At 60.4% G+C, this 25,939-nt stretch carries 19 protein-coding genes; 6 read left to right on the top strand and 13 right to left on the bottom strand.

Annotated elements, in window-relative coordinates; all coding sequences use genetic code 11:
• The first annotated feature begins 1 nt into the window (after position 1).
• Positions 2-520, top strand: a complete 519-nt coding sequence (locus K6118_RS03580) for an O-acetyl-ADP-ribose deacetylase (protein ID WP_247118848.1) — start codon at positions 2-4, stop codon at positions 518-520.
• Here K6118_RS03580 and K6118_RS03575 read toward each other — a convergent pair.
• Complete coding sequence (locus K6118_RS03575; RefSeq protein ID WP_247118847.1) at positions 517-1,068, bottom strand: hypothetical protein; 552 nt, start codon at positions 1,066-1,068, stop codon at positions 517-519. The two genes, K6118_RS03580 and K6118_RS03575, sit on opposite strands and share 4 nt — an antisense overlap.
• A 241-nt stretch (positions 1,069-1,309) precedes the next feature.
• On the opposite strand from K6118_RS03575, the gene rpmB reads away from it, so the two are divergent.
• A complete protein-coding gene (gene rpmB, locus K6118_RS03570; protein WP_247118846.1) occupies positions 1,310-1,597 on the top strand; it encodes a 50S ribosomal protein L28 in 288 nt (95 codons plus the stop codon).
• Positions 1,598-1,682: 85 nt separating this feature from the next.
• Here rpmB and K6118_RS03565 read toward each other — a convergent pair whose 3' ends face one another.
• From K6118_RS03565 to cobS, 4 genes are read right to left on the bottom strand one after another with little or no spacing between them, the layout of a single operon-like run.
• Positions 1,683-2,576, bottom strand: a complete 894-nt coding sequence (locus K6118_RS03565) for a sulfotransferase family 2 domain-containing protein (protein ID WP_247118845.1) — start codon at positions 2,574-2,576, stop codon at positions 1,683-1,685.
• 9 nt (positions 2,577-2,585) lie between these two features.
• Complete coding sequence (locus K6118_RS03560) at positions 2,586-3,614, bottom strand: esterase-like activity of phytase family protein (protein WP_247118844.1); 1,029 nt, start codon at positions 3,612-3,614, stop codon at positions 2,586-2,588.
• On the bottom strand, positions 3,611-5,470 hold the full coding sequence (gene cobT, locus K6118_RS03555; RefSeq protein WP_247118843.1) for a cobaltochelatase subunit CobT: 1,860 nt from the start codon (positions 5,468-5,470) through the stop codon (positions 3,611-3,613). Before cobT ends, K6118_RS03560 begins: the two co-directional genes overlap by 4 nt.
• 20 nt (positions 5,471-5,490) lie before the next feature.
• Entirely contained in the window at positions 5,491-6,489 is a 999-nt protein-coding gene (gene cobS / locus K6118_RS03550) for a cobaltochelatase subunit CobS (protein WP_247118842.1), read from the bottom strand.
• A 142-nt stretch (positions 6,490-6,631) separates the two neighbouring features.
• Between cobS and K6118_RS03545 the strand changes: the two genes are divergently transcribed.
• Positions 6,632-6,898, top strand: coding sequence for a BolA family protein (locus K6118_RS03545; RefSeq protein ID WP_247118841.1), 267 nt, complete (start codon positions 6,632-6,634; stop codon positions 6,896-6,898).
• Between the two features lie 303 nt (positions 6,899-7,201).
• Here K6118_RS03545 and K6118_RS03540 read toward each other — a convergent pair whose 3' ends face one another.
• Both K6118_RS03540 and K6118_RS03535 read right to left on the bottom strand, forming a co-directional pair.
• Positions 7,202-7,969 (bottom strand): transporter substrate-binding domain-containing protein, encoded by a 768-nt coding sequence (locus K6118_RS03540; RefSeq protein ID WP_247118840.1) that lies wholly within the window; start codon positions 7,967-7,969, stop codon positions 7,202-7,204.
• Positions 7,970-8,235: 266 nt separating this feature from the next.
• The gene (locus K6118_RS03535) at positions 8,236-11,025 is read right to left on the bottom strand and encodes a bifunctional aconitate hydratase 2/2-methylisocitrate dehydratase (RefSeq protein WP_247118839.1); all 2,790 of its coding nucleotides are present in this window, start codon (positions 11,023-11,025) and stop codon (positions 8,236-8,238) included.
• Between the two features lie 216 nt (positions 11,026-11,241).
• Here K6118_RS03535 and acnA point away from each other — a divergent pair, with 216 nt between their 5' ends.
• A complete protein-coding gene (gene acnA, locus K6118_RS03530) occupies positions 11,242-13,917 on the top strand; it encodes an aconitate hydratase AcnA (RefSeq protein WP_281500574.1) in 2,676 nt (891 codons plus the stop codon).
• Positions 13,918-14,014: 97 nt separating this feature from the next.
• Here acnA and K6118_RS03525 read toward each other — a convergent pair whose 3' ends face one another.
• Positions 14,015-14,605, bottom strand: coding sequence for a hypothetical protein (locus K6118_RS03525; protein WP_247118838.1), 591 nt, complete (start codon positions 14,603-14,605; stop codon positions 14,015-14,017).
• A gap of 46 nt (positions 14,606-14,651) precedes the next feature.
• Here K6118_RS03525 and K6118_RS03520 point away from each other — a divergent pair, with 46 nt between their 5' ends.
• Together K6118_RS03520 and K6118_RS03515 are read left to right on the top strand one after the other, a co-directional pair.
• Positions 14,652-15,458: a DUF1223 domain-containing protein gene (locus K6118_RS03520; protein WP_247118837.1), complete on the top strand. Its 807-nt coding sequence runs from the start codon at positions 14,652-14,654 to the stop codon at positions 15,456-15,458.
• A gap of 324 nt (positions 15,459-15,782) precedes the next feature.
• Positions 15,783-17,636, top strand: coding sequence for a DEAD/DEAH box helicase (locus K6118_RS03515; protein WP_247118836.1), 1,854 nt, complete (start codon positions 15,783-15,785; stop codon positions 17,634-17,636).
• 78 nt (positions 17,637-17,714) lie between these two features.
• On the opposite strand, the gene K6118_RS03510 is transcribed toward K6118_RS03515, so the two are convergent.
• From K6118_RS03510 to K6118_RS03490, 5 genes are all read right to left on the bottom strand, one after another.
• A complete protein-coding gene (locus tag K6118_RS03510) occupies positions 17,715-18,071 on the bottom strand; it encodes a hypothetical protein (protein ID WP_247118835.1) in 357 nt (118 codons plus the stop codon).
• Entirely contained in the window at positions 18,052-19,113 is a 1,062-nt protein-coding gene (queG, locus tag K6118_RS03505; RefSeq protein WP_247118834.1) for a tRNA epoxyqueuosine(34) reductase QueG, read from the bottom strand. The genes K6118_RS03510 and queG overlap by 20 nt, the downstream gene beginning before the upstream one ends.
• Before the next feature lies 1 nt (position 19,114).
• The gene (locus tag K6118_RS03500) at positions 19,115-19,783 is read right to left on the bottom strand and encodes a glutathione S-transferase family protein (protein ID WP_247118833.1); all 669 of its coding nucleotides are present in this window, start codon (positions 19,781-19,783) and stop codon (positions 19,115-19,117) included.
• A 101-nt stretch (positions 19,784-19,884) separates the two neighbouring features.
• Positions 19,885-24,393: a glutamate synthase large subunit gene (gene gltB, locus K6118_RS03495; RefSeq protein ID WP_247118832.1), complete on the bottom strand. Its 4,509-nt coding sequence runs from the start codon at positions 24,391-24,393 to the stop codon at positions 19,885-19,887.
• A 15-nt stretch (positions 24,394-24,408) separates the two neighbouring features.
• On the bottom strand, positions 24,409-25,854 hold the full coding sequence (locus K6118_RS03490; protein WP_247118831.1) for an NAD(P)-dependent oxidoreductase: 1,446 nt from the start codon (positions 25,852-25,854) through the stop codon (positions 24,409-24,411).
• Positions 25,855-25,939: the final 85 nt, after the last annotated feature.

Genomic DNA, 25,939 nt, shown 5'->3' with positions numbered 1-25,939 from the left:
CGTGACCGTACTCAATGTCATTGAGGGCAATATCGCAGCCCAAGCAGTCGATGCTGTCGTCAACGCAGCCAATCGTTCGCTTCTGGGTGGCGGCGGTGTCGACGGTGCGATCCACCGCGCAGCTGGGCCTGAACTTCAGGAAGAATGCCGCCCGCTCGGTGGCTGTGAGGTGGGGGATGCCAAGATTACCAAAGGCTACCTTTTGCCCGCCCGCTTCGTCATCCATACCGTAGGTCCGATTTGGCGTGGGGGAGATGCAGGCGAGGCCGATTTGCTGGCCAGCTGTTACCGCACGAGCCTGGATATTGCTGAAGCCCACGGCTTCACCTCCATCGCCTTCCCTGCCATCAGCACCGGGGCTTATGGCTACCCTGTCGGACAGGCCGCCGAAGTTGCCACCAAAGCCGTTCGGGCATGGCTGGCCGAGCATCCGGCAACCAGCCTTCAGGACATTCGGTTCGTCTGTTTCGGGGCAAGCGCGACACGGCAATATCAGCGTGCGGTAAACACCACAGCCTAAGCCAGCATCAGGTCATGGGGCATACCCTGGCCCATATTCAGCCATTCCGCCATGCTGCCGGTTTCGGTCGTCAGCGCCCGGCCTGCAAGCCCCGCGGGGACAGCATCATCAAGCGGAATGTTCAGCGCCCCCATATAAATGGCCCCGGTTTCTGCATCCCGGAACGGGAAGGTGGTGGTGTCGACAGGTAGCTGGATGCCTTTTTCGTAGCCGTAGCGCATGATCCGCCAGCGCCCGCACGGGTTGGCGATGAGGGCATCATAGACGCGGATCACGACCGAACGGTCCGCTTCCCCCAGCGTATCGAAATAATTGGAGCCTGTGACATCGGCATTCAGGATATCGGTGATGCCCTTGCCGACATGGGTGATAACCATGGAGGGCGTCATACCCGGCGTATAGCGGCCGATGATCAGAAAGTCCCTGAGGGACCCCAACCGGTCAAAATCAAGCTGGTCGCTTGTCGGCATTCCCTGGCGCGGCCAGGCCGACCGCCAGAAATTCTCGAACTGGTGACTCTCACCCGAGCGCAGTAAACTATGGTTCATAAAACCCCCATCGACGGCATAACCTGCGCCGGTGTGGGAGCGCTGTCAATCCCTCCTGAACGGGGGTGTAAAATAGGCGAATAGGGCGCTTTTCTGGGCCTTAGAAGCCAATAAAGCTTGACCTCTCGCCGCGAATCGCCTATCCACGCCGCCAGTCATAGCGCACGTCAGCGCCCTGGCTACATGGATCATAAAGATTCTCAGGGGCTGTTCCCTGATAGAAAAACAAGGATAACGAAACATGTCGCGTGTATGTGAATTGACCGGTAAGCGTGTGATGACGGGTAACAACGTATCCCACGCTCACAACAAAACCCGCCGCCGTTTTCTGCCGAACCTTCTGAAAACCACGCTGCTTTCAGACATTCTCGGCCGCTCCGTCAGCCTGCGTGTTTCCGCGCACGCTCTGCGCTCCGTTGAGCACAACAACGGCCTCGACAATTTCCTCCTCAAAGCCCGTGACGCAGACCTGTCGGCTGCTGCACTGAAGCTGAAGAAGGAAATCAAGAAGAAGCAAGCTGCAGCTTAAGCTTCTTTCTTACAAAGAATTCCATGAAGCGCTGCGGCCCACCGGCTGCGGCGCTTTTCATTTGTGGGAACGTCGGGGCGGGCCGTCAGAAATACTGGCCGAAGGCCGCATAGTCGGCGCCATACTGCTCCCGCGCCTGAGCCTCAAGGGCTTGGTTGGGCTCAATGGTCGCCATTTCGTGTGACCGGAAATTATGGATCGGCGGGATGTCGACCCCCGACTGGGCGCTAAGCCGCGCGCGCAGCTCATCCATGGCCCGAACGGTGCCGATCCAATCAAAAATGGCCGGGTCATGGCCTGCAATGTCAGACAGCCGGTTGGTATGGGCCCGCAAGGTCCGGAATATCTGCCGGTAGCGTGGCAGGTGTTTGAGGAACGTGTCATAGTCCGGCTGCAGGTCGAGCCCGAAATAGGTTTCCCGTCCCGGCACTTCCTTCGACAGGTCATTGGTGAAGACCAGGTTGAACCGGTAATAGGACCTGAGCCGGGCTATGGGGTCCCGGACCACCAGGAATTTGAACCAGTCGGCATAGTCCCGGCCCAGCGTGCGCCGATCCTCATAGGCATAGGGCGCTTCCTTCGCCAGAAGCGAATGGGCATGGCCTTCGCCACGCGCACCCGTGAGCGAATAATAGAGCATGTCCTTGATGGTGGTGGAGCCGCATTTCGGGATATGCAGGAACAGCATCTTGTGCTTCTGAAGCCGCGTGAACGCCGACTTGGGTGAGCTCGCAAGCGCCAGCTCCCCCGGCGTGGGCGCATGGATATGATCGATCACCCGCTTCATCACGGCGGCGGCCTCTTCCTCCTCCCCGAGGATCAGGAGTATCCGGCGCAGGAAACGCCACAGCCGCACATGGTCATGAACCTCAAGGCCGGACCGGATCAGCGCGTGCGCTTCCTCGGCCGCCTCGTCATACAGAAGCGCCTGGGCCTGCTCGACAAGCGCCGAGACCTGTTCATTCTGTCCCTTGTCCATCGGGCCTTCTTACCCGGCGCCCAGCGTGAAGGCCATAAGAAGCGTGCGCTGGGTCAGGCGGAAATTATCGTCCGAGATGATCAGGAGAAGCGGCGGCTCATTCGGCCGTTCGATCACCGTCAGGCCTTCCATATTGTCGACGCTGAGGGGCGGCCGCAGGGTCGCCAGCAGCTCGCCATGCACCACAGCACCAGGTTTGATGTCCGCCGCCTTGATGCGGAGGATTTTGGCGGCACTGCCCTTGAGCGGTGAATAATAGCGCATGAGCAGAAGCACATCGCCGTTTGAAAGCGTCGCGGCATCGGTGGCGGCAAAATCCTTGGGCGGGACGAGCCATAGACGGTCGGCATGGGTTTTCCCGGCAAGCCACATGGGGATGTTGCCACTGTCGTCGATCGGGTCCTCGATGAAGACCAAGAGCTTGCCGTCTTCCGCGCCGCCGCGCATCCAGGTGATGGCTTCCATGCCGGAGTTTTTCTCAACCCCGGTAAAGTCGATCACGTCAGAATAAGGCGCGCGGCTGTTAGGCCCACCGGGCACGGCATAATGCAGCCGGTGCTTCTGTTCGAAGCTGACAATATAATGACCCTCGGCCGAGGTGTCGTTCGGCATCTCGATCACGCTTTCGGAATCATACGCCGATTTGGACGCATGTTCCTGCGCGGGTTCAAACGGAATGATCTTGGCGTCGCTGAGCGGCTGTTTCGCGCTCATGTCCAGGTCGGCCGTCAGCCAGACACCGATATCGCTGATCGCCACAAGCTTCTTGCCGCCCGGGCGCACCACGAGCCCGGACCAGCCGCCGAAGCGCGGGTCATCGGCCTTCAAGGCCCAGCCGGCGACATACTGCAGCTTGCCGACCGTGCGGTCAGCAGGGTCATCGGTGTTGAGCGGGATAGCGGTCGCCTGGATATGCGTCGGCCGTTCGCCCAGACCAGTCTGTGCCTGGCCCGTGTGCGGCAGTACGATATAAGCCGCCACAAGCCCCGCCAGAAAAAGGAGCGCCAGCTTGCCTTTGTGCTGCATCAAACGTTTCACGCGCGAATCCTCCGCGGGGTGGGCGGCGTCTCCTCAAAGAGAGACGCGAGCTGTTCTGTCATGGCGCCGCCGAGCTGTTCGGCGTCCAATATGGTCACCGCGCGCTTATAGTAGCGCGTGACATCATGCCCGATGCCGATGGCGATCAGTTCAACCGGCGAGCGGTCCTCGATCCATTTGATCACCTGCCGGAGGTGGAGTTCAAGATAGGTGCCTGTGTTGACGCTCAAGGTGCTGTCATCGACCGGGGCGCCATCCGAGATCACCATCAGGATGCGGCGCTCTTCCGACCGCGCCATCAGGCGGTTGTGCGCCCACATCAGCGCTTCGCCATCGATGTTTTCCTTGAGGAGCCCTTCGCGCATCATCAGGCCAAGGTTCCGGCGCGAGCGCCGCCACGGCGCGTCAGCGGTTTTGTAGATGATATGGCGGAGGTCATTGAGGCGGCCGGGCGCCTTGGGCCTGTCGGCCTGCAGCCATTTCTCGCGGCTCTGCCCACCCTTCCAGGCCTTGGTGGTGAAGCCGAGGATTTCCACCTTCACGCCGCAGCGTTCCAGCGTACGCGCGAGAATATCCGCCGAAATGGCGGCGATGGAAATCGGCCGGCCCCGCATGGAGCCGGAGTTATCCAGGAGCAGCGTTACCACCGTGTCCTTGAACTCGGTGTCAGACTCCAGCTTGTAGGAAAGCGGCTTGGTGGGCGCGGACACCACGCGCGCGAGGCGCCCGGCATCCAGGATGCCTTCCTCAAGGTCGAACTGCCAATGGCGGCGCTGTTGTGCCAACAGGCGCCGCTGCAAGCGGTTCGCCAGCTTGGAGACGGCACCGGACAAGTGCGCCATCTGCTGGTCGAGATATTTCCTCAGGCGTTCGAGCTCATCGAGGTCGCACAGCTCCTCAGCCTTCACAACCTCATCGAACTCCTCGGTGAAGACCTTATAGAACGGCATGTCCGGCAGGCTGTCGAGCGGGCGGTTAGGCCGCCACGGAATGCTGCCTTCATGCTTGCCTTCGCCGGCTTCCCCTTCGGTATCGTCCATTTCGTCGAGCGCTGCTTCGGATGACGCGTCATCATCAGCGGTTTCGCCCTCGCCATCCTCCGACGACTCAGCGCCTTGCGATTCGTCACCTTCTTCCGTTCCCGGTTCGCCGTCCTGGCTTTCGGGCGAGGTGCCGTCATCCTCGGCGTTGGGTTCCGGCTGGTCTTCGCTTTCGCTTTGCCCGTCCTCACCGCCGATCAGCTCGGCGATGATGGTGCGGCTGAGAATGGCGGAGCCCTTCTGGTCACCGAGCTTGCCTTCAAGCTGGCCCAGGAGATGCCCGACGCTTTCTTCCAGCCATTTGCGCTGGCTTTCGACCGCGACCACGGCGGATTCAGGCGGCGGCGCACCGGTCAGTTTCTCCCGGACGAGAAGGCCCAGAACATGGGCAAGCCGGCCGCTTTCATCCGATGACGGACGGCCGAGGCCAGCCTCCAGCGCTTTCTTTTCGGCCAAGGCCCCAAGGTTGGCTTTCATGCCCGGCATCTGGCGGGCGCCGATGGCTTCCACGCGCGCGTCTTCGACCGCATCGAACACCGCGCGGGCAAGGCTGCCGCCAGGGGCCAGTTTACTGTGGAGCTTGGCATCGTGATAGCGGTGCTTGAGCGCGAGCGAGTCGGCCTGGCCGCGCACTTCGGCGATATCGCGGGCCTTCACCTTATGCGGCAGATAGGGCACGCGGACTTCCTCGCCCGTCATGCCCGGCATGTCTGCGGTGAACTTGACCTCCATGGCCTTGTCCTCCGCCACCGCACGGGTGGCGGCCGCGAGCGCCTGCTCGAACACTTCTTTGGAATTGTTACTGCCGTCAGCCATGATGGGCTCCGAAAACGCCCTTAAGCGCCGATAACCAGGTTAGCTGCCGATTCCTTAAGCTCGGTACCGAAAGAACGCTGGTAATATTCCGCCACGATCGGACGCTCGGCTTCATCGCACTTGTTGAGGAAGCTGACCCGGAACGCGAAGTCGACATCACCGAAGATGCGGGCGTTCTGCGCCCAGGTGAGCACGGTCCGCGGGCTCATGACGGTGGAAATATCGCCCGCCATGAAGCCGGTGCGGCTGAGATCCGCGACGCGCACCATATTGCCGATGATCATGCGGCCTTCATCGGTGTCGTAGCCGGTTTCCTTGGCGAGGATGATATTGGTTTCCGTGTCATGCGGCAGATAGTTGAGGGTGGCCACGATGTTCCAGCGGTCCATCTGGCCCTGGTTGATCTGCTGCGTGCCGTGATAAAGCCCGGTGGTATCGCCGAGGCCCACGGTGTTCGAGGTCGCGAAGATACGGAACGCCGGGTGCGGGCGGATAACGCGGTTCTGATCGAGAAGCGTGAGCTTGCCTTCAACCTCCAACACACGCTGGATCACGAACATCACGTCCGGGCGGCCGGCGTCATATTCATCGAACACGATCGCGGTCGGGTTCTGCAGCGCCCACGGCAGGATGCCTTCCTGGAATTCGGTAACCTGCTTGCCGTCCCGGAGCACGATCGCGTCCTTGCCGACAAGGTCGATCCGGCTGATGTGGCTATCGAGGTTGACGCGGATGGTCGGCCAGTTGAGGCGCGCCGCAACCTGTTCGATGTGAGTCGATTTACCCGTACCGTGATAGCCCTGGATCATCACCCGGCGGTTATGGGCGAAACCCGCAAGGATGGCGAGCGTGGTGTCGGGATCGAACACATAGGTCGGGTCGATGTCCGGCACATGTTCGGTACGTTCGGCAAAGGCCGGAACTTCCATATCGAAATCGAGCCCGAAGGTCTCCCGAACGGACACTTTCTCTTCAGGCAGGGTCAAACTCGGCAATTTCTCGGCCGCGATGGCGGTCATTTACTCATCCTCTTGTCAATTCGGCACATGTCAGATCGGTTTTGATCACCAGTCTAAAGAATGCCATAAGCATTTACCAGTGGCCGGGCCAACTTGGAACGTATGAAAATTCCGGCTTCAATCGAGTGAAAGTAAGGCAGTTATGGGCGAAGTCACCAGAATTATCGAAAAAAAACTCACTGAGGCGCTCGCGCCTGTTGAACTCGCCGTGATCGACGAGTCGGAACGGCATCGGGGCCATGGCGGCTACAGGGAAGGCGGCGAGAGCCATTTTCGGGTCGAAATCACCAGCCAAGCCTTTGAAGGCAAAAGCCGGCTGGAGCGTCAGCGTATGGTGATGTCTGTCTTGAAGGAAGAGCTTGCGGGACCTGTTCATGCCCTGTCGGTCAAAGCCGACCTGCCTGCCTGAAGTTTGCCTAAAAACATGGCCCTGAGACACCATGCCACAGGGTTCGTCCAAGGCTGAAAACTAGTTTAGGGCTGGCGGCGGTTCTTCACGCGCACCGGCACGCGGCGCGGCGTCGGACGGGCCACTTTAAAAGCGGCGGCAGCCGTCAAAGCCAGAAGAGCAAGGGCCAGAATTTCTGCGGTCATGCAATATACTCCCAAACATGGCGCGTTCCGCGCCTCGCACAGACATCATATACCTAAAATGGTAAGGGTTTGGTAAATTTCCAAGCCCCCCAAACGATGTCAGGCGTAAAACCTAGCCTCAGGGTGCCTTAGGGAGCTTGTCAAAGTCAACAGGACGGTAGCCGAGAGACGCCATCGCATTTTCAAGCGCGGCGATCGTAGCCGCATCAAGCGCCCGGCTACAGGCGATATAGAGCGAGTCCCGCGGCATGGCGCCAAACGTGTCGATACTGACAAGCCCGCGCGCGCCATCGTTCGCTTTCTGATAAGCCCGCCAGCTTTGAACCGGCACGATAGTATAATGGGCGCGGCCCAACCGGATCATGTCAATTTCCTGCACCACCATGTTCGCCTGACGGCTGACCCATGGAAGCCCTTTGGCCAGGATCGGGTCCACCACCGGTCCATAGAGATAGTTCTGCAACAGAACACCGGTCAGACTTTTGTCCGCCAACACAGCCGAAACGGTCTTTAACTTACGAATCCGAGCTGCATCTTCCGTGCGGGCAACAATCACATGTTCGGATAAAGCATCCAGATAATAAGGCAGGAAAACCCAGCGCTTCGCGCGGTCCGGCGTATAACTGCGCCCGGTCGCACAGAAAGTTCGCTTTCCCGCATTCAGCATATCGGCTTCTTGGCTGATGGATGCCTTGAGCCAACGCACCTTCAAACCGGCGGCTTCGACGATTTCCGTCATCTGATCGATACGCGCACCTGCCGGCTTACCACCCACGATCGTCATCTTGGGTGGATAATCATAATAGGTAATCGTCAGGCTGTCGGCCGCAACCGCTGGCACGGCAAGGCCTACGACCCCCAGAATGAATGATAGCAATACACGCACAGACTTCCGCCCCCTGCCAAAAGCCCCCAAGCGTCCTTATACAGAGGCCGGGAGTTAAGTAAGCTTTATTGCCGCGTAAGGGGCATGGGGACAAGGGCTTCTTCGTTCACATCTTTTTGTAGCACACAGAGGACTGCGACCGGCCCGACCGTGAAGCAGAGACCATTTGTGCAGAAAAAGAAACCGGCAGCGCACACGAGGCACGCTGCCGGATTGTCTTGTCGTCAGGTAACCCCGGGGATGCCCGAGGATGCCCGAACCCGTGATTAGTGATGCAGTGCAGTCACCGGCGGTTTGCCGAGCGGCGGCGCAAAATGCGTGAGGTTGATACCCTCAACCGCGGCTTCATACTCTTCGATCTTGGGCGTCCGGCCGAGGATCGTCGAGAGCACGACAACAGGCGTGGAAGCCAGGAGCGATTCACCCTTTTTATTGGCCGAATCCTCAACAACCCGACCCTGGAACAGGCGCGTGGACGTCGCCATGACGGTGTCGCCCTTTTCAGCCTTTTCCTGGTTACCCATGCAGAGGTTACAGCCCGGGCGTTCCAGATACAGGGTGTTTTCATACTGGGTGCGGGCCGTATGTTTTGGCGCCGTATCGTCAAACTCAAAGCCGGCATATTTCTGCAGAACGGCCCAGTCGCCTTCAGCCTTCAGTTCATCAACGATGTTGTAGGTCGGCGGCGCGATCACGAGCGGTGCCTTGAACTCCACCGTACCGTTCTGCTTCTCGATGTTGCGGAGCATCTGGGCGACAATTTTCATATCGCCTTTGTGCACCATGCAGGAGCCGACAAAGCCCAAGTCGACCTGCTTCTCGCCCTTGTAGAAGGAAACCGGGCGGATCGTGTCGTGGGTATAGCGCTTGGAGACGTCGGCGTTGTTCACATCCGGGTCGGCGATCATCGGCTCGACGATCTGGTCCAGGTCCACTACGAACTCGGCGGCATATTTGGCATTGTCGTCAGGCGCCAGCGCCGGCTTCTCACCCGACTTGATTTCGGCAATGCGCTTGTCGGCAATCTTGATCAGGCCGTGGAGCGTGCCCGCAGCATTTTCCATGCCCTTGTCGATCATGATCTGGATACGGCTCTTGGAGATTTCGAGCGACTTGATCAGCGTCTCGTCCTCGGAAATACAGATGGAGGCTTTCGCCTTCATCTCTGCCGTCCAGTCGGTGAAGGTGAAGGCCTGGTCGGAAATCAGGGTGCCGATGTGCACTTCAATCACGCGGCCCTGGAAGACGTTATCGCCGAACTGCTTCAGCATCTGTGCCTGGGTTGCGTGCACCACGTCGCGGAAATCCATATGGTCCTTCAGGGTGCCCTTGAAGGTCACCTTGACCGATTCCGGGATCGGCATGGTGGCTTCACCGGTTGCCAGCGCCAGCGCCACGGTGCCCGAGTCGGCCCCGAAGGCAACGCCCTTGGACATGCGGGTGTGGCTGTCGCCGCCGATGATCACAGCCCAGTCGTCAACGGTGATGTCGTTGAGGACCTTGTGGATCACGTCGGTCATCGGCGCATAAACGCCCTTCGGATCGCGCGCGGTGATCAGGCCGAACTTGTTCATGAAGCTCATCAGCTTCGGAATGTTCGCCTGGGCTTTCTTGTCCCACACAGACGCGGTGTGACAGCCGGACTGGTAAGCACCGTCAACCGTGGGCGAGATAACCGTCGCCGCCATGGCTTCCAGTTCCTGGGCCGTCATCAGGCCGGTGGTGTCCTGCGAGCCAACGATATTCACTTTCACGCGAACGTCGGAACCGGCGTGCAGCACTTTGCCCGGCGTCACGCCCACGGCGTTCTTGTTGAAGATTTTTTCAACAGCCGTCAGGCCCTGGCCCTCATGGGAGATTTCCTTGGAAGCCGCATAAACGGCAGGCGTACTGATGCCCAGCGTTTCAGCCGCGAAGCTTTGCAGCTTTTTGCCGAAGACAACCGCATAGGAACCGCCCGCCTTGATGAATTCCACCTTCGGCGAGGTCAGCGCCGACGAGATATCGACAAGTTCTTTGTCGCCAGCTTCGTTATACAGCTTCTTGGTCTTGGTGTTGATGGTGAGAACCGTGCCGGTGTCTACGGAATAGACCTGCTCCAGAACCGGATCGCCATTTTCGTCCAGAACCGGCTTGCCGTCAGCGTCCAGCTTCTTGACCCAGTTCTTGAGGTCGAGGCCAATACCGCCGGTCACGCCAACCGTTGTCAGGAAGATCGGCGAGATACCGTTGGTGCCGCCAACGATGGGGGCGATGTTCACGAAAGGAACATAGGGGCTGGCGGGTCGGCCGGTCCAAAGCGCCACGTTGTTCACGCCGGACATGCGGGACGAGCCCACGCCCATGGTGCCCTTTTCGGCAACCAGCATCACGCGTGCGTCCGGGTGCTGTTTCTGGAGCGCGACGATTTCCGCCTGCGCCTCTTCCGAGATCATGCATTTGCCGTGCAGTTCACGGTCCGAGCGGGAGTGCGCTTGGTTGCCCGGCGAAAGAAGATCGGTGGACACATCGCCTTCCGCGGCAACGTAGGTGACAACCTTGATCTCTTCGTCAATGGCAGGCAGCTTGGTGAAGAACTCAGCCTTCGCGTAGCTTTCCAGAAGGTCCTTGGCGACGGCACTGCCGTCAGCATAGGCCTTAGCCAGCCGGTCCGTATCCGCTTCATACAGGAAAACCTGCGTCTTAAGGACGTCAGCTGCTTTCGCGGCAATCGCTGCATCATCCCCAAGCGCCAGGTCGAGAAGAACCTCAACCGACGGGCCACCCTTCATATGTGACAAGAGCTCAAAGGCAAAATCCTGCGAGATTTCCGCAACGGCAGCGTCCCCGAGGATAATATCCTTCAGAAACTTTGCCTTCTCACCGGCCGCGCTCGTGGTGCCTGGCAAGGTGTTGTAGATAAAGAACTCGAGCGACTCTTTCCGGTGTTCGTTCGCGAGGTCTTTGATCTGGGAAATGATCTCTTTTACCAGCGCGCCATCTTCGATGGGCTTAGGATGCAAGCCCTGGCTTTTGCGCGTTTCGATCTCTTTCAAATATTCAGTGTACAAACCCATGACTGTCCTGACAAAAAGTGTTAGAGGAAGCTTGAAACCCGGGCCGCAGAGGAGTCTGCCAAGCAAGGGAGAAGCGGGGCAGCGCATACTATTTCAACAGTCCCCTGCTTGCAAGATGGTTCGGCGCAAATAACAACGGTTTTCGGCCAATTTTAGCGCTTTACAGTGCAGAAAGCCGGCCTATTTCAAACCCCTTTGACTGGAGGGCCTTACCTTATGGCATCCGCACCCCAAGATACCTTGCAGACCCGCCGCACCCTTATGGTGGACGGCAAGGAATATGATTATTTTAGTCTCAAGGCCGCAGAAGGCAAAATCGGCGACACCTCCCGCCTCCCCTACACGCTGAAGGTTCTGCTCGAGAACCTGCTCCGCTATGAAGATGGCGACACCGTAAAAGTGGAAGATATCCAGGCGCTGGCCGATTGGCAGAAACAGCAACGCATGAACCACGAGATCGCCTACCGCCCGGCCCGGGTTCTGATGCAGGACTTCACCGGTGTGCCCGCGGTGGTTGACCTTGCCGCCATGCGTGACGCCATGAAGGCCATGGGCGGCGACCCCAAGCAGATCAACCCACTCGCCAAATGCGACCTGGTGATCGACCACTCGGTCATGGTGGACAAGTTCGGCACACCGAAAGCGTTTGAAGAAAACGTTCACCTGGAGATGGAGCGCAACCGCGAGCGCTATGAATTCCTGCGTTGGGGCCAGAACAGCCTGGATAACTTCTCGGCCGTTCCGCCGGGAACCGGCATCTGCCACCAGGTGAACCTGGAATATCTCGCCAAGACGGTCTGGACCAATAAAGACGGCGACCGCACGGTGGCGTACCCGGATACCTGCGTCGGCACCGACAGCCACACCACCATGGTCAACGGCCTCGCCGTTCTCGGCTGGGGTGTCGGTGGTATCGAAGCCGAAGCCGCCATGCTCGGCCAGCCGGTCTCCATGCTGATCCCGGAAGTTGTCGGCTTCAAGCTGACCGGCAAGCTCCGGGAAGGCATCACCGCCACCGACCTCGTGCTCACTGTCGTGCAGATGCTGCGCGCGAAGGGCGTTGTCGGCAAATTCGTCGAATTCTTCGGCTCAGGCCTTGATGAACTGACGCTGGCCGACCAGGCGACCATCGCCAACATGGCGCCGGAATATGGCGCCACCTGCGGCTTCTTCCCGATCTCCAAACAGACGCTGGATTACCTGACCTTCACCGGCCGGGACGCAGAAAGTGTGAAACTGGTCGAGGCCTACGCCAAAGAACAGGGCATGTGGCGCGGCGCGGACTCGCCCGAGCCGGTGTTCACCGACACGCTTGAGCTGGATATCTCGACCGTCGTGCCGTCGCTTGCTGGCCCCAAACGCCCGCAGGACCGCGTGGAACTGGCGACTGCGGCCGCCGAATTCGACAAGGTTCTCGAAGACTTCGGCAAGGACGCGTCGGCCTCCTACGATGTTGAAGGCGAAGACTATAAGCTCACCAACGGGGATGTCTGCATCGCGGCGATCACCAGCTGCACCAACACCTCGAACCCGGGTGTGCTGATCGCTGCTGGCCTCGTCGCCAAGAAGGCCCATGCGCTCGGCCTCGAGCGCAAGCCGTGGGTCAAAACCTCGCTGGCGCCGGGCTCCCAGGTTGTGACCGACTATCTGGAGAAGGCCGGTCTGACCGAGCATCTGGACGCGCTCGGCTTCAACCTTGTGGGCTATGGCTGCACCACCTGTATCGGTAACTCGGGCCCCTTGGACGCCCCGATCTCCAAGGCCATCAACGCGAACGACATGGTGTGTGCCTCCGTCCTTTCGGGTAACCGGAACTTCGAAGGCCGCGTGAGCCAGGACCTGAAGGCCAACTATCTGGCTTCGCCGCCCCTTGTGGTCGCCTACGCGATCGCAGGCTCCATGCGTATCAACATCACCACCGAGCCGCTCGGCCAGGACAAAGACGGCAACGATGTCTATCTCAAGGATATCTGGCCGACCAACCATGAAGTCCACCAGGCCATCGCCAAGTCGCTGACCCGTGACATGTTCATCGAGCGCTATGCCAACGTCTTCGAAGGCACGCCCGAATGGCAGGCGATCCCGGTTGCCGAGGGTGAGACCTATGACTGGAACAAGGACAGCACCTACGTCCAGCATCCGCCCTACTTCGTCGGCATGACCCAGCATGTTGACGACACCCACAACGTTCTGGGTGCCCGTCCGCTCGCGCTTCTGGGCGACAGCATCACCACCGACCATATCTCGCCCGCCGGGGCCATCAAGCCGGACAGCCCCGCCGGCAAATACCTCCAGGGCAAGGGTGTTCAGGTCGCCGACTTCAACAGCTACGGCTCGCGCCGGGGCAACCACGAAGTCATGATGCGCGGGACATTCGCCAACATTCGCCTGCGCAACCTGATGGCGCCGGGCACCGAAGGCGGCTGGACCACCTATCAGCCGGACGGTGACATCATGTCGATATACGACGCCTCGATGAAATATCAGGAAGCCGGTATTCCGCTCGTCGTCATCGGCGGCAAGGAATATGGCACGGGATCGAGCCGTGACTGGGCCGCCAAGGGCACCAACCTTCTGGGCGTCAAAGCCGTGATCGCCGAAAGCTTCGAGCGTATCCACCGCTCCAACCTCGTCGGCATGGGCGTGCTGCCCTTGCAGTTCAAGGACGGGCAGGGCCGCGAAAGCCTCGGCCTCACAGGCACCGAAACCTTCGATATCACCGGTATCGAAGGGTCGATCAAGCCGCAGCAGGATGTGGATGTCACCATCCACTTCGCCGACGGCAGCACCAAGGCCATCAAGGCCCTGTGCCGGATCGATACCGAGAACGAGTATGAATATTATAGGAACGGCGGCATCCTGCACTATGTGCTGCGCCGCCTCGCCGCCTAAGGCCCGGTAAGCCCCAAATGCAGAAAGGGCGGCCCTCGGGTCGCCCTTTTCTTATATCTATCCGGATAGCTGAGGTCCCCTCACGAAGCCCGGTACTTCACCGGACTCTTTCCCGGATAAAGGAGAGAATGAAACGGTTCCTGCCCTCCGCATCCGTTGCCGGGAAGTCCAGAATATCCGCTTTGACATGCTCACGGCCCATTTCAGGCAAGCTGCCGGTAAAGTAGCCGATGGCCGGGCGGGTCAGCAGCTGGCCAAAATACTGGACCAGGCCGGGCAGTTTCTCATTGTCTGTATCGGACATGGACATGCCCTGCTTGAGCGCACCGCCGAACAGCATCTTATAGTCCTCACCAAGGATTCTGATCTGGCCGTCGCTGTAATCGTCATTGAACTTCGTCAGGCTGAAGCGGGCGTGCCAGCCTCTCAAATCCCTGAAATTGAAGGATGTTTTTTGAGGCACGGGGGCCTTCCTGCGCCTGAAGGCAAACAGGTCGATCACTTCAGAGAAGATCGGCAGATCAGGCAACCCATCAGCGATCGGAAAATAATAGACCTCGCCAAAAGGGCGCTTGATCCGTTCCGCACTGTCGAGAGAAATAAAAGATACAGTCACTATATTCCCAAGCCTGCAAAGATAAAGGTTCAAACACGGCGCGGTTTTCGCTATAGCAACCGCAATACTCACACACAGGTGATTGGTCAGTGACCCTCCTCATCAGTAAGTTAAAAACATGAGAAAGTGGTTAACAGTTGCGCTTCTATTGGTGTTTGGCGGCCTCGCCCATGCGCAGACGCCTGCCCAAACGGCACAGCCGGTAAACGGCGCAGGGCCGGATAATGGCACAGCCAACCAGCGCCTTGTCGTCATCGAGCTGTTCACGAGCCAGGGCTGTTCAAGCTGCCCTCCGGCCGACGCCGCCCTGCGGTCGCTCCGTGACCGCCCGGGTATCCTGACCCTGTCATGGCCGGTCAATTACTGGGACAGGCTCGGCTGGGAAGACACGTTCGCCAAACCGAACAACGGCATGCGGCAGGCCGCTTACAACAAGCGCCTGGGCCGTGGCGGCGTCTTCACGCCCCAGATGGTGTTCGATGGCCGCCTCCAGTGTGTCGGCTCCAAACCCGATGAAATCCGCATGGGAATCGCTAAAGAACGGGCGATCAAGTCGCTGTTCGTGAGCCCGGTCATCAAGCAGTCCGGCAGCCACATCAGCGTGAGCCTGCCGGAAACCGCCCTCAAGAAAGATGCGACTGTCCGCGTGGTCTGGTATCTGGGCGACGCCGAGGTTGAAGTCGGCGGCGGCGAAAACAGCGGCCGTCTCTTGCACTATACCAATGTCGTGCGCCGGACCGACATCCTCAAGGATTGGGACGGCCGGGCTGTGAGCCTGAGCCTGGATGCCAAACGCGGGGAAGCCGCAGGGGCTGATCATGTCGCCATCCTGCTGCAAAGCGGCTACCGCCATGGTCCGATCGTCGGCGCCGCCAGCCTGACGCTCAACACGCCGCCGAAGGTTTTCAAGGCAAGTATGCCGTAAGGCTTTTCTGCCTGTATCATCCAGCTGAACCACACATTTTCACCGTTCCTGCCGTGGGGCGGTGCAAAAGCTTTCCTTGACAATTCCCTCAAAAGCAGGTTATCAGCGCGGCGGCGAAAACGACGCCCCGGTTTGCCGGGCGCGAGGCCCGGTCTGATAAGCCGGGCTATTTTGTTGAACGAAATTTCCGTGCGATGTCGCACAGACCCAAGTCAGTCCGAGAGTGTTCGGTGTTCCTGTCCGGTTTAGGAAATAGAGTTCCCGCCTGAATTTAATGGCGGCCTGAAGCATATTGCCGAAGCCGGGAACCGATAGGACACAAGAATGACTGACTTTGCAGCGCTCGGCTTGAGCGCGCAGGTGCTGCGTGCACTCGACGACCAAAATTTCACCACCCCGACCGCGATCCAGTCAGCGACCATTCCGGCGCTGATGAACGGAAACGACGTGATTGGCGTTGCCCAAACCGGCGGCGGCAAGACCGCGGCCTTCGTCCTGCCGATGCTGGAGCGTCTGATCCTGGCTGAAGACAAGCCGAAGCCGGGCATGCCGCGTGCGCTTATCCTTGCGCCGACGCGTGAGCTTGCCATGCAGATCACCCGCGCGATCCAGGACCTGGCACGTTTTACCCAAGTTAAATGCTGCACCATTTATGGCGGGGCGCCTTACCGCACCCAGATCCATATCCTGCGCCGCGGCGTCGACATTCTTGTCGCCACCCCTGGCCGCCTGATGGACCATATGAAGCAGGGCAACATCTATCTCGATGAGACCGGTTATTTCGTTCTCGACGAAGCTGACCGCATGCTCGACATGGGCTTTGTCGACGATGTCCGTATCGTCTCTTCGAAGCTGCCTGTGGGCCACCAGTCGGTGATGTTCTCGGCCACCATGAACCATGCGATCAAGGGCCTTGCGAACACGCTTCTCAAGGAGCCGGAGCATATCCAGATCACGCCGCAGGCGACGATCGCGGACAACCTGACCCACAAGGTTATGTTCACGGCGCGCGAAACCAAAACCGACCTTCTCCTGCATATGCTTGAGGAGAAGCAGGTCTACAAAGCGCTGATTTTCACCCGTACCAAACGGGAAGCCGATGAACTGAGCGACGTGCTGATCGGGCACGGCCTGAAAGCGGACGCCATTCATGGCGACAAGCAGCAGCGCCAGCGCCAGCGCATCATCCAGAATTTCCGCGACGACCGGATCGACTTCCTGGTCGCCACGGATGTTGCCGCCCGCGGCATCGACATTCAGGACGTCACCCACGTCTTCAACACCGATGTCCCGGTTGAGGCGGAAAGCTATGTCCACCGGATCGGCCGGACCGCCCGTGGCGGTCAGTCCGGTACCGCCTACACCTTCTGTAGCCGTGGTGAGATCGGCCTTCTGCGTGCAGTCGAGCGGCTGATCAAAGAGCCGATCGAAGTGGACGAAGACAACCCGTTCCCGCAGGCGATCGGCAAGCGCCGGGAGCATGTCCGCCCCGAACACCGTGGTGGTGGCAAGCGCTTCGAAGGCAACCGTGGCAAGGCCGACGGGTTCCGCGGCAAGCGCCGTGAAGCAACCGGCGACAAGCGCGACAGTTTCCGCGGTAAACGCAAAGAGTTTGATGGCGAAAAGGCCGGCAAATTCCAGGGCAAGCGCAAGGAATTCGACGGCGAGAAGCCGTCCGAGTTTCGCGGTAAGCGCAAAGAATTCGATAGCGACAAGCCCAAGGAATTCCGCGCCAAGCGCCGGGATTTCGACGGTGAAAAATCCAGCGACTTCCGCGCTAAACGTCGGGACGCTGATGGCGACAAATCCAACGATTTCCGCGGCAAGCGCAAGGAATTCACCGGCGACAAAGCTGGTAAATTCCAGGGCAAGCGTAAGGAATTCGACGGTGAGAAATCGTCTGAGTTCCGCGGCAAGCGCAAAGAATTCGATGGCGACAAGCCCAAGGAATTCCGTGCCAAGCGCCGCGACGCCGATGGCGAAAAGCGGGATGACTTCAAAGCCGGCAAGCCCGGTGGCTTCAAAGGCAAGCGCAACGAAGAAGGCCGGGGCAAAAAGCCTTTCAAGGCTGGCAAAGACAGTGCACCGCGCAAGAAAACAGCCACCGGTAAAGGCCCCAAAGCTGGCGGCAAAAAGGCTGGCGGCGACAAAGTGTTTTTCAAAAAGCGCGCAGCCTGAAAGGGCTAAGGCTTAACCTAAAATAATAGCGGCCGGGGCAGATATGCTCCGGCCGTTTTCTTTTCAGCGCGAAAAGTCTCAGGACTTGCTTTCACCGACAATGTCATATTGGTCGGCAAGCAGCGGGCGCTTGTAAATGCCCACTTCGGCCTTGTATCCGGGTTTGAAGAAGAAGGGCGCCAGCGTCCTGATCTCACGGGTTTTGCCGTCCTGAAGGCGGACCGTTACCACCCGCCAGCCATCCGGCATGGCCTTGAGCGCGACCACTTTGGCCGCAACAATCTGCGCCGGTGATGCAGGCCTTCCGCCCACATACCAGACCGCCGAAAGCAGCAGGACCAAGGCAACCATCACGCGCCCAAAGGCACTGCGCTTGCCAGCTTCCTGCCGTTCATAGGCCCCCAGCCGGGCCCCGTCAGCTATATGTGTCCCCATTTGCTCCCCCAAGCTCAGCGAGCGCCCATAAGGCGGCATCGCGGACAACTATGCTGGTATCGTTGCACAATTCGCGGACCGCTGGCAAGTAGCTTGGGTCATGGCTGTTGCCGATGGCATAGAGGACGTTGCGGACAAACCGGTCCCGGCCGATGCGTTTGATCGGACTGCCGGAGAAGACCGTGCGGAAGGCCGCGTCATCGAGCCTGACCAGGTCGGCGAGCGCGGGGGCGCCCAGCTCCACCCGGGCATGAAAGGCAGCTTCGCGGCTTACCTCCGCGAACTTGTTCCAGGGGCAGGCGGCCAGGCAGTCGTCACAGCCATAGATGCGGTTGCCGAGCGCCTTCCTGAATTCTTCCGGCACCGGACCCTTGTGTTCGATGGTCAGGTAGCTGATGCAGCGCCGGGCATCGATCTGGTACGGGGCCGGGAAAGCGTTCGTCGGGCAAGCATCAAGGCAGGCTTGGCAGCTGCCGCACTGGTCCCGGTGCGCTGCGTCCACGGGCAGCTCCATGTCGGTCAGGATAGCCCCCAGGAACAGCCAACTGCCATACTCACGCGACACCAGATTGGTATGTTTGCCCTGCCAGCCGAGCCCGGCCTGCGCCGCGAGCGGTTTTTCAGCCACCGGCGCGGTGTCTACGAACACCTTGAGCTGGCAGCCCCAGGTCTCCGCCATATACCGGCCGAGCGCCTTCAGCCGCTTCTTGATGATGTCGTGATAGTCCTTGCCCCGGGCATAGACCGAGATATTGCCGACATCCCGCGCCGCAAGCAGCGGACGCGGGTCGTCCTTGGGGCCATAGTTGACGCCGAGCATGATGGCGGTTTTGGCCTCGGGCCACAGGTTCTTGGGGTTTTCGCGGTGAAACAGGCGATCGGCCATCCAGTCCATGCTGGCGTGGCGGCCTTCGGCCACGAAGGTGCGCAAGGCAGCCACAAAAGCCTCACTGGTTTCCGCCCCGGTAAAGCCGATCTGGTCGAAACCCAGCTCCTTGGCCTTCAACTCAAGCGCGGCGCGGATATCGCCGGGCGCAGGCATCTTAGAAATCCAGTTCGGCGTAATGTTTGGCCGGGGTCAGCCCGGTGATGCGGTCGGTAAGCAGCGCGCGCACGGCACGGCGGCATTTCACCCGCACATACCAGTCCTTCACTACGGGCCAGTTTTCCCACGCGATATCGCCGAAATAGTCAACCACCGATAGGTGCGCCGCCGCGGCGACATCCGCCATGGTGAACTGCTGGCCGGCGAGATAATGCCGCCGTTCGGCCAGGTGGGTGATGTATTTCAGGTGGGTACGCAGGTTATGCGCGGCGCAGCGAATCGCCTCCGAATCGGGTTCGCCCATACCGAGGAAGCGCTTGAACAGCTTTTCCTGCACGGTATGACGCGTGACCTCGGTGCCGAGCTTGGTGTGGAACCAGCCCATCAGGCGGCGGATTTCATAGCGTTCATCGGCGTCGCCGATCAAAAGCGGCGGCTCCGGGATCACTTCTTCCAGATATTCGGCAATGGCCATCACGCCCGAATAGGCATGGCCGTCATCCATCACCAGCACCGGCACTTCACCGGCCGGATTGAGCGCCAGGAACGCCGGGCGGCGTTCCCACTCTTTTTCCAGCCGCAAGTCGAAATCGACGCGCTTCTCGGCGAGAAGCACGCGAACAAAACGAGCGGCAGGACTGAGCCAGTGATGATAAAGAGTTGGCATGACAGCCCCCTTCTTAACGCAAGAAAGGGAGGCCGCCAATCACCAAACGACAGTCCTGTGTCGCTTTCTGAAATTGCCCTTGTTCAACCCCAGGTCCCAGGTCAAGCACTGAGTGCCCGGGCCGGTTCCTGATCGCTGAGCGGATGGTCGAGACGGCTTAGCATTTCCTTGGGAACCACCTGCCAGAAGGTGCCTTTTTTCGCCTCCCAGTTCGAGAGCACGGTCGCCCCCCAACGCGAATGGGTTTCCTGAACATGCTCCTCAATCAGGGCCTTCAGGACAGCTTCCCAATGGGCGCTTTCAAGCCGGGCGAACACGACCGATTCGTCGTTCACATGCTCCTCGAACGTGCCGTCTTCATCGAGCACGAAGGCCATGCCGCCAGTCATGCCGGCGCCGAAGTTATCGCCGACGGAGCCAAGAATAACGGCGTTGCCGCCGGTCATATATTCGCAGCCGTTGGCCCCACAGCCTTCAACCACCACATCCGCGCCCGAGTTGCGGACCGCGAAGCGTTCCCCGGCCTGGCCCGCCGCGAACAGCTTGCCCGCTGTAGCGCCATAAAGGACGGTGTTGCCGATGATGGTATTCTCCCGCGCGGTGAAGGTGGAGCGGTTCGACGGCCGGACGACGATGGTGCCGCCGGACAAGCCCTTGCCGACATAGTCGTTGGCGTCGCCCGCCACTTCAAGCTTCAGGCCCTGCACGGCAAAAGCGCCGAGCGACTGGCCTGCGGACCCGCGAAGCCGCACGGTCACGTGGCCGGGCTTGAGGCCGGTCATGCCAAACGTGCGGGTAATCTCGGACGAGAAACGCGTGCCGATGGCGCGCAGCGTATTCTGCACCGAATAGGTCAGCTGCATCTTCTCACCCTTGCTGAACACGGCCTTGGCGTCATCCAGCATCTGGGCGTCGAGCGTATCCGGCACCTCATTACGGCCTTCGAGCGTGCAGATGGAACGGTTGCCCCGTCCGCCAACCTGCACGAGGAGCGGGTTGAGGTCGAGGTCGTCCAGATGTTCGGCCCCGCGGCTGACCTGGTTCAGGAGATCGGTACGGCCGATGATGTCATTCAGATGATTGACGCCCAGCTCCGACAGGATTTCGCGGGTTTCTTCGGCGATGAAGCTGAAGAGGTTCACGACCTTGTCGGCGGTGCCTTCGAACTTGGCGCGCAAGGCTTCGTCCTGCGTACACACGCCCACTGGGCAGGTGTTGGAATGGCACTGGCGCACCATGATACAGCCCATGGCGACGAGCGACGACGTGCCGACACCGAATTCCTCGGCGCCGAGCATGGCGGCGATCACCACGTCACGGCCGGTGCGGATGCCGCCATCGGTCCGCAGCTTCACGCGGTGACGGAGGCCATTGAGGGTCAGCACCTGGTTGACCTCAGCAAGGCCGATTTCCCACGGCGTACCAGCATATTTGATGCTGGTTTGCGGGCTTGCCCCCGTGCCGCCCGAATGGCCGGACACCAGGATCACGTCGGCGTGTGCCTTGGCGACACCGGCGGCGATGGTGCCGATCCCGGCGGACGAGACCAGCTTCACGCATACCTTGGCGCGCGGGTTGATCTGCTTCAGGTCATAGATGAGCTGCGCCAGGTCCTCGATCGAATAGATATCATGGTGCGGCGGCGGTGAGATCAGCATCACACCCGGCGTGGAATGCCGGAGCTTGGCGATCATTTCCGTCACCTTGAAGCCCGGCAGCTGGCCGCCCTCGCCCGGCTTGGCACCCTGGGCGATCTTGATTTCCAGCTCCTCACAGGCGTTCAGATATTCCGCGGTCACGCCGAAACGGCCGGACGCCACCTGCTTGATCGGGCTGTTGGCATTGTCGCCGTTTTCATAAGGCTTGTAGCGCTTGCTGTCCTCGCCGCCCTCACCGGAGACCGACTTGGCGCCGATCCGGTTCATGGCGATGGCGAGCGTCTCGTGCGCTTCGGGCGACAGCGCGCCCATGGACATGCCCGGCGTGATGAACCGCTTCCTGATCTGCGTGATCGATTCGACATCTTCAAGCGCCACGCCCTTCGCAGGTTTCTTGAAGCCGAGAAGGTCGCGCAGGTTCACCGGCGGCAGCTTCGACAGCCCCTTCGAATAGGTCAGATATTTGGCGTAATTGTCTTCACTGACTGCGCTTTGCAGCAGGTGAATCAGCTGGCCGTCATAGGCGTGCACTTCTTCACCACGGCGGAAACGGTACAGGCCGCCGATCGGCAGTGACGGTTTTTCACCGCCATAGGCCTTGGCGTGCTGTTCGAGGATTTTCTGTTCGATACCGGCAAGGCCGATCCCGGAGATTTTGGTCGGCATGCCGGGGAAGAATTCCGCCACCAGCGAGCGCGAGAGGCCGAGCGCTTCGAAATTGTTGCCGCCCCGGTAGGAGGAGATCACCGAAATCCCCATTTTGGAGAGGATCTTCAGAAGCCCCTGGTCGATGGCATCGCAAGCGCGCGTCACCGCAGTGTTGAGGTCCATGTCGCCAAACAGGCCCTTGCTGTGACGATCGATGATGCAGTCTTCCGCGATATAGGCGTTGACCGTGGTCGCCCCCGCGCCGATCAGCACGGCGAAATAATGCGGGTCCAGGCATTCGCTGGCGCGGACGTTCAGACTGGTGAAGGTCCGGAGACCCTGCTGGATCAGGTGGGTATGGAGCCCGCCTGTCGCCAGGATCATCGGCACCGGCGCCCGGTTCGGGCCGAGGTTTTCGTCGGTCACGAAAATATGGCCACGGCCCGCGCGCACAGCGTCCTCGGCTTCGCGGCGGATACGGTCGATGGCGGCCCTCAGCGCACCAGGGCCTTCATGCACGTCAAAAGTGGCGTCGATCACCTGCGCGCTGTCGCCGAAATGCTTCAGGAGCACCTTCCATTCGCGGTTCGAAATCACCGGGCTGTCGAGCACGATCGCGCCGGCCTGGGTGTGGCCACTATCGAGCACGTTGGCGAAGTTGCCGAAACGGGTTTTAAGCGTCATCACCCGGTGTTCGCGCAAACTGTCGATCGGCGGGTTGGTGACCTGGCTGAAATTCTGCCGGAAATAATGGCTGAGGTTGCGGTATTTGCTGGAAAGCACCGCAAGCGGCGTGTCATCACCCATCGAGCCGATGGCTTCCTTGCCGGTGGCCACCTGCGGATGCAGGATAAGCTCCAGGTCCTCATGGCTCAGGCCCGCCATGACCTGACGGCGGCGCAGTTCCTCACCGCTAAAGTCCGGCTCTTCCGGCCCGCGGAAGCCGGGCAGGTCGTCGATGGCAAGCAGGTCCTTGACCCATTCCTCGAACGGCTGCGACGCGGCCAGGAGGTCCTTGATTTCCCGGTCGTGGTAGAAACGGCCTTCCTTGAGGTCGAGCGCGATCATCTGGCCCGGCCCGAGGCGGCCTTTTTCACGGACGTCCTCGTCCTCCACCGTCACCATGCCGGCTTCGGAACCGACGACCAGATAGCCGTCCGCCGTGACCGTGAAGCGCATGGGGCGGAGACCGTTCCGGTCGAGCCCGGCGATAACCCAGCGGCCATCGGTTGCGGCGAGGGCAGCCGGGCCGTCCCACGGTTCCATCACCGAGTTGGTGTAGGCATACATGGACCGGTGCGCTTCCGGCATGCTCATCTTGTTGGTCCAGGCTTCCGGCACCAGGAGCGTCTTCACCATCGGCGCCGACCGGCCCGCGCGCACCATCACCTCGAAGACAGCATCGAGCGCGGCGCTGTCAGACGCGCCATGCGGCACCACGGGCTTGATATCCTCGGAGTTTTCACCGAAGGCGACGGCGGCCATGCGGATCTGGTGGCTCTTCATCCAGTTCTTGTTGCCGCGGATGGTGTTGATCTCACCGTTATGGGCGAGCATCCGGAACGGCTGCGCCAGCCACCACTGCGGGAATGTGTTGGTGCTGTAGCGCTGGTGATAAACGGCGAATGACGACACGAACCGCTTGTCCAGCAGGTCCGGGTAGAAGGTCGAAAGCTGTTCGGCAAGGAACAGGCCCTTATAGATGACCGAGCGGCACGACAGCGAACAGATATAGAAGTCACCCACCTGCGCCTGGATCACGGCCCGTTCAACCCGGCGGCGAATCAGGTAAAGCTCGCGCTCGAAGGTTTCCTCATCCACGCCCTTGGCGTTGGCGATCATGATCTGCTCGATTTCCGGCCGGGTGGCCTCGGCTTTTTCGCCGATCACATCGATGTCGACCGGCACCTGACGCCAGCCATAGATGGTGTAGCCGAAATTGAGGATTTCGGTTTCGACGATGGTCCGGCAGGTCTCCTGCGCGGACAGGTCGATACGCGGCAGGAACACCATACCGACGGCAAGCTTGCCGTCATGGATGTCATGGCCGGTCGCGCGCACATGTTCCTTGAAGAATTCCTGCGGGATCTCCACATGGATGCCCGCGCCGTCGCCGGTCTTACCGTCGGCATCCACCGCGCCCCGGTGCCAGATGGCCTTGAGGGCTTCGATGCCCATCAGCACGACTTTGCGGCTGGGCTTGCCGTCGAGCGCGGCGACGAGGCCGACACCGCAGGCGTCATGTTCGTCCGCCGGGTCGTAGAGGCCTTGAGGTCCAGGAATATGATCGTTGAAAGTTTGCATGTCGTATCCCCTTACTCAGGCGGCGGCGGAAGCGTCGGCACCGGCCTTGGCTTCTTCGCTCAGATATTGATGGATGGCGCCTGCGGCATCGCGGCCATCGCGAACGGCCCAGACAACCAGGGAGGCCCCGCGGACGATATCGCCCGCGGCGAACACCCCATCGAGGTTGGTCATCATGGACGTGTGGTCGACCGTGACCGTGCCCCAGCGCGTGACCCTGAGTTCAGGGGCGCCAAACAGGGCCGGCAGGTCTTCGGGTTCGAAACCGAGCGCGAGCACGGCGAGATCGCAGTCGAGCGTGAAGCTCGACCCCGGCACCGGCTCAGGCGTCTGGCGCCCGGTCGCGTCGGGCGCACCCAGACGCATTTTATAGGCGCGGACACCTTCAACCTTGTCGTCACCGACAAAAGCCTCCGGCCCCGCGAGCCATACGAATTCAACGCCTTCTTCCTCGGCGTTTTTAACCTCACGCGCGGAACCGGGCATATTGTCCCGGTCGCGGCGGTAAACACATTTGACCGACTTGGCACCCTGGCGCACGGCGGTGCGCACGCAGTCCATGGCGGTATCGCCGCCGCCGATCACGACAACGTCCTTGCCTTTGGCATCCAAAGTGCCGTTTTCGAACTCCGGCACTTTGTCGCCGAGGCCCTTGCGGTTGGAGGCGATGAGATAATCAAGCGCTTCACGGATGTTCGAAAGGCCGACGCCCGGCACCTTCAGCCCGCGCGCGCGGTAAACCCCGGTCGCGATCAGGAGCGCGTCATGCTTGTCCCGGAGCTCGCCCAGCCCCGCCTCACGGCCGACCTCAAAATCCAGATGGAAAGTGATGCCCGACTGTTCGAGCCTTCCGGTCCGGCGGCCAACCACATCCTTCTCCAGCTTGAAGCCGGGGATACCGTAAATCAAGAGGCCGCCCGCGCGGTCATGCCGGTCATAGATATGAACCTGATAGCCGTGCTTGCGGAGCTCCTCGGCCGCGGCAAGCCCCGCAGGCCCCGCGCCAATGATGCCGATGGACTGCTCGCGTTCGCGCGCCGGGGTGATCGGCTTCACCCAGCCGTTTTCCCAGGCGGTATCGCCGATATATTTCTCGACGCTGCCGATGGTGACCGAGTTGAAATCCTTTTCAATGACGCAATTGCCTTCGCACAAGCGGTCCTGCGGGCAGATACGGCCGCAGATTTCCGGCATATTGTTGGTGCTGGACGCCACATCATAGGCTTCCTCGACCCGGCCTTCGGCGGTCAGGCGCAGCCAGTCCGGGATATTGTTCCCCAAGGGGCAATGGATATGACAGAAGGGCACCCCGCACTGCGAACAGCGGCTGGCCTGCTCCTTCGCCCCTTTCGGGTCGAACTCGGCATAGACCTCGTCAAAATCCTTCAGACGCTCCTCTGCCGCACGCTTGGACGGCATTTTCTGCTCAATCGAGACAAATTTAAGAAGATCGTCTGCCATAATTTACCCTTTCGGCGTCGGCTTTCCCGACACTAACAGAGGCTGCGGCGGTCCCCCTGATGATCGATCAGATGATCGCTTGGGG

This window comes from Kordiimonas marina (genome assembly GCF_023006325.1).
In the GTDB taxonomy this organism is placed as follows: Bacteria; Pseudomonadota; Alphaproteobacteria; order Sphingomonadales; family Kordiimonadaceae; genus Kordiimonas; species Kordiimonas marina.
This window is presented reverse-complemented; position numbering and strand designations above follow the sequence as displayed.

What these genes read in the sequence shown, in the direction of transcription:
- K6118_RS03565 (WP_247118845.1), bottom strand. Translation starts at nt 2,576, where the DNA reads ATGGACAAGGGACAGAATGAACAGGTCTCGGCGCTTGTCGAGCAGGCC.
- K6118_RS03510 (WP_247118835.1), bottom strand. Translation starts at nt 18,071, where the DNA reads ATGGGGACACATATAGCTGACGGGGCCCGGCTGGGGGCCTATGAACGG.
- cobS (WP_247118842.1), bottom strand. Translation starts at nt 6,489, where the DNA reads ATGACCGCCATCGCGGCCGAGAAATTGCCGAGTTTGACCCTGCCTGAA.
- K6118_RS03520 (WP_247118837.1), top strand. Translation starts at nt 14,652, where the DNA reads ATGAGAAAGTGGTTAACAGTTGCGCTTCTATTGGTGTTTGGCGGCCTC.
- gltB (WP_247118832.1), bottom strand. Translation starts at nt 24,393, where the DNA reads ATGCAAACTTTCAACGATCATATTCCTGGACCTCAAGGCCTCTACGAC.
- K6118_RS03490 (WP_247118831.1), bottom strand. Translation starts at nt 25,854, where the DNA reads ATGGCAGACGATCTTCTTAAATTTGTCTCGATTGAGCAGAAAATGCCG.
- K6118_RS03500 (WP_247118833.1), bottom strand. Translation starts at nt 19,783, where the DNA reads ATGCCAACTCTTTATCATCACTGGCTCAGTCCTGCCGCTCGTTTTGTT.
- queG (WP_247118834.1), bottom strand. Translation starts at nt 19,113, where the DNA reads ATGCCTGCGCCCGGCGATATCCGCGCCGCGCTTGAGTTGAAGGCCAAG.
- acnA (WP_281500574.1), top strand. Translation starts at nt 11,242, where the DNA reads ATGGCATCCGCACCCCAAGATACCTTGCAGACCCGCCGCACCCTTATG.
- K6118_RS03515 (WP_247118836.1), top strand. Translation starts at nt 15,783, where the DNA reads ATGACTGACTTTGCAGCGCTCGGCTTGAGCGCGCAGGTGCTGCGTGCA.
- cobT (WP_247118843.1), bottom strand. Translation starts at nt 5,470, where the DNA reads ATGGCTGACGGCAGTAACAATTCCAAAGAAGTGTTCGAGCAGGCGCTC.
- K6118_RS03535 (WP_247118839.1), bottom strand. Translation starts at nt 11,025, where the DNA reads ATGGGTTTGTACACTGAATATTTGAAAGAGATCGAAACGCGCAAAAGC.
- K6118_RS03545 (WP_247118841.1), top strand. Translation starts at nt 6,632, where the DNA reads ATGGGCGAAGTCACCAGAATTATCGAAAAAAAACTCACTGAGGCGCTC.
- rpmB (WP_247118846.1), top strand. Translation starts at nt 1,310, where the DNA reads ATGTCGCGTGTATGTGAATTGACCGGTAAGCGTGTGATGACGGGTAAC.
- K6118_RS03575 (WP_247118847.1), bottom strand. Translation starts at nt 1,068, where the DNA reads ATGAACCATAGTTTACTGCGCTCGGGTGAGAGTCACCAGTTCGAGAAT.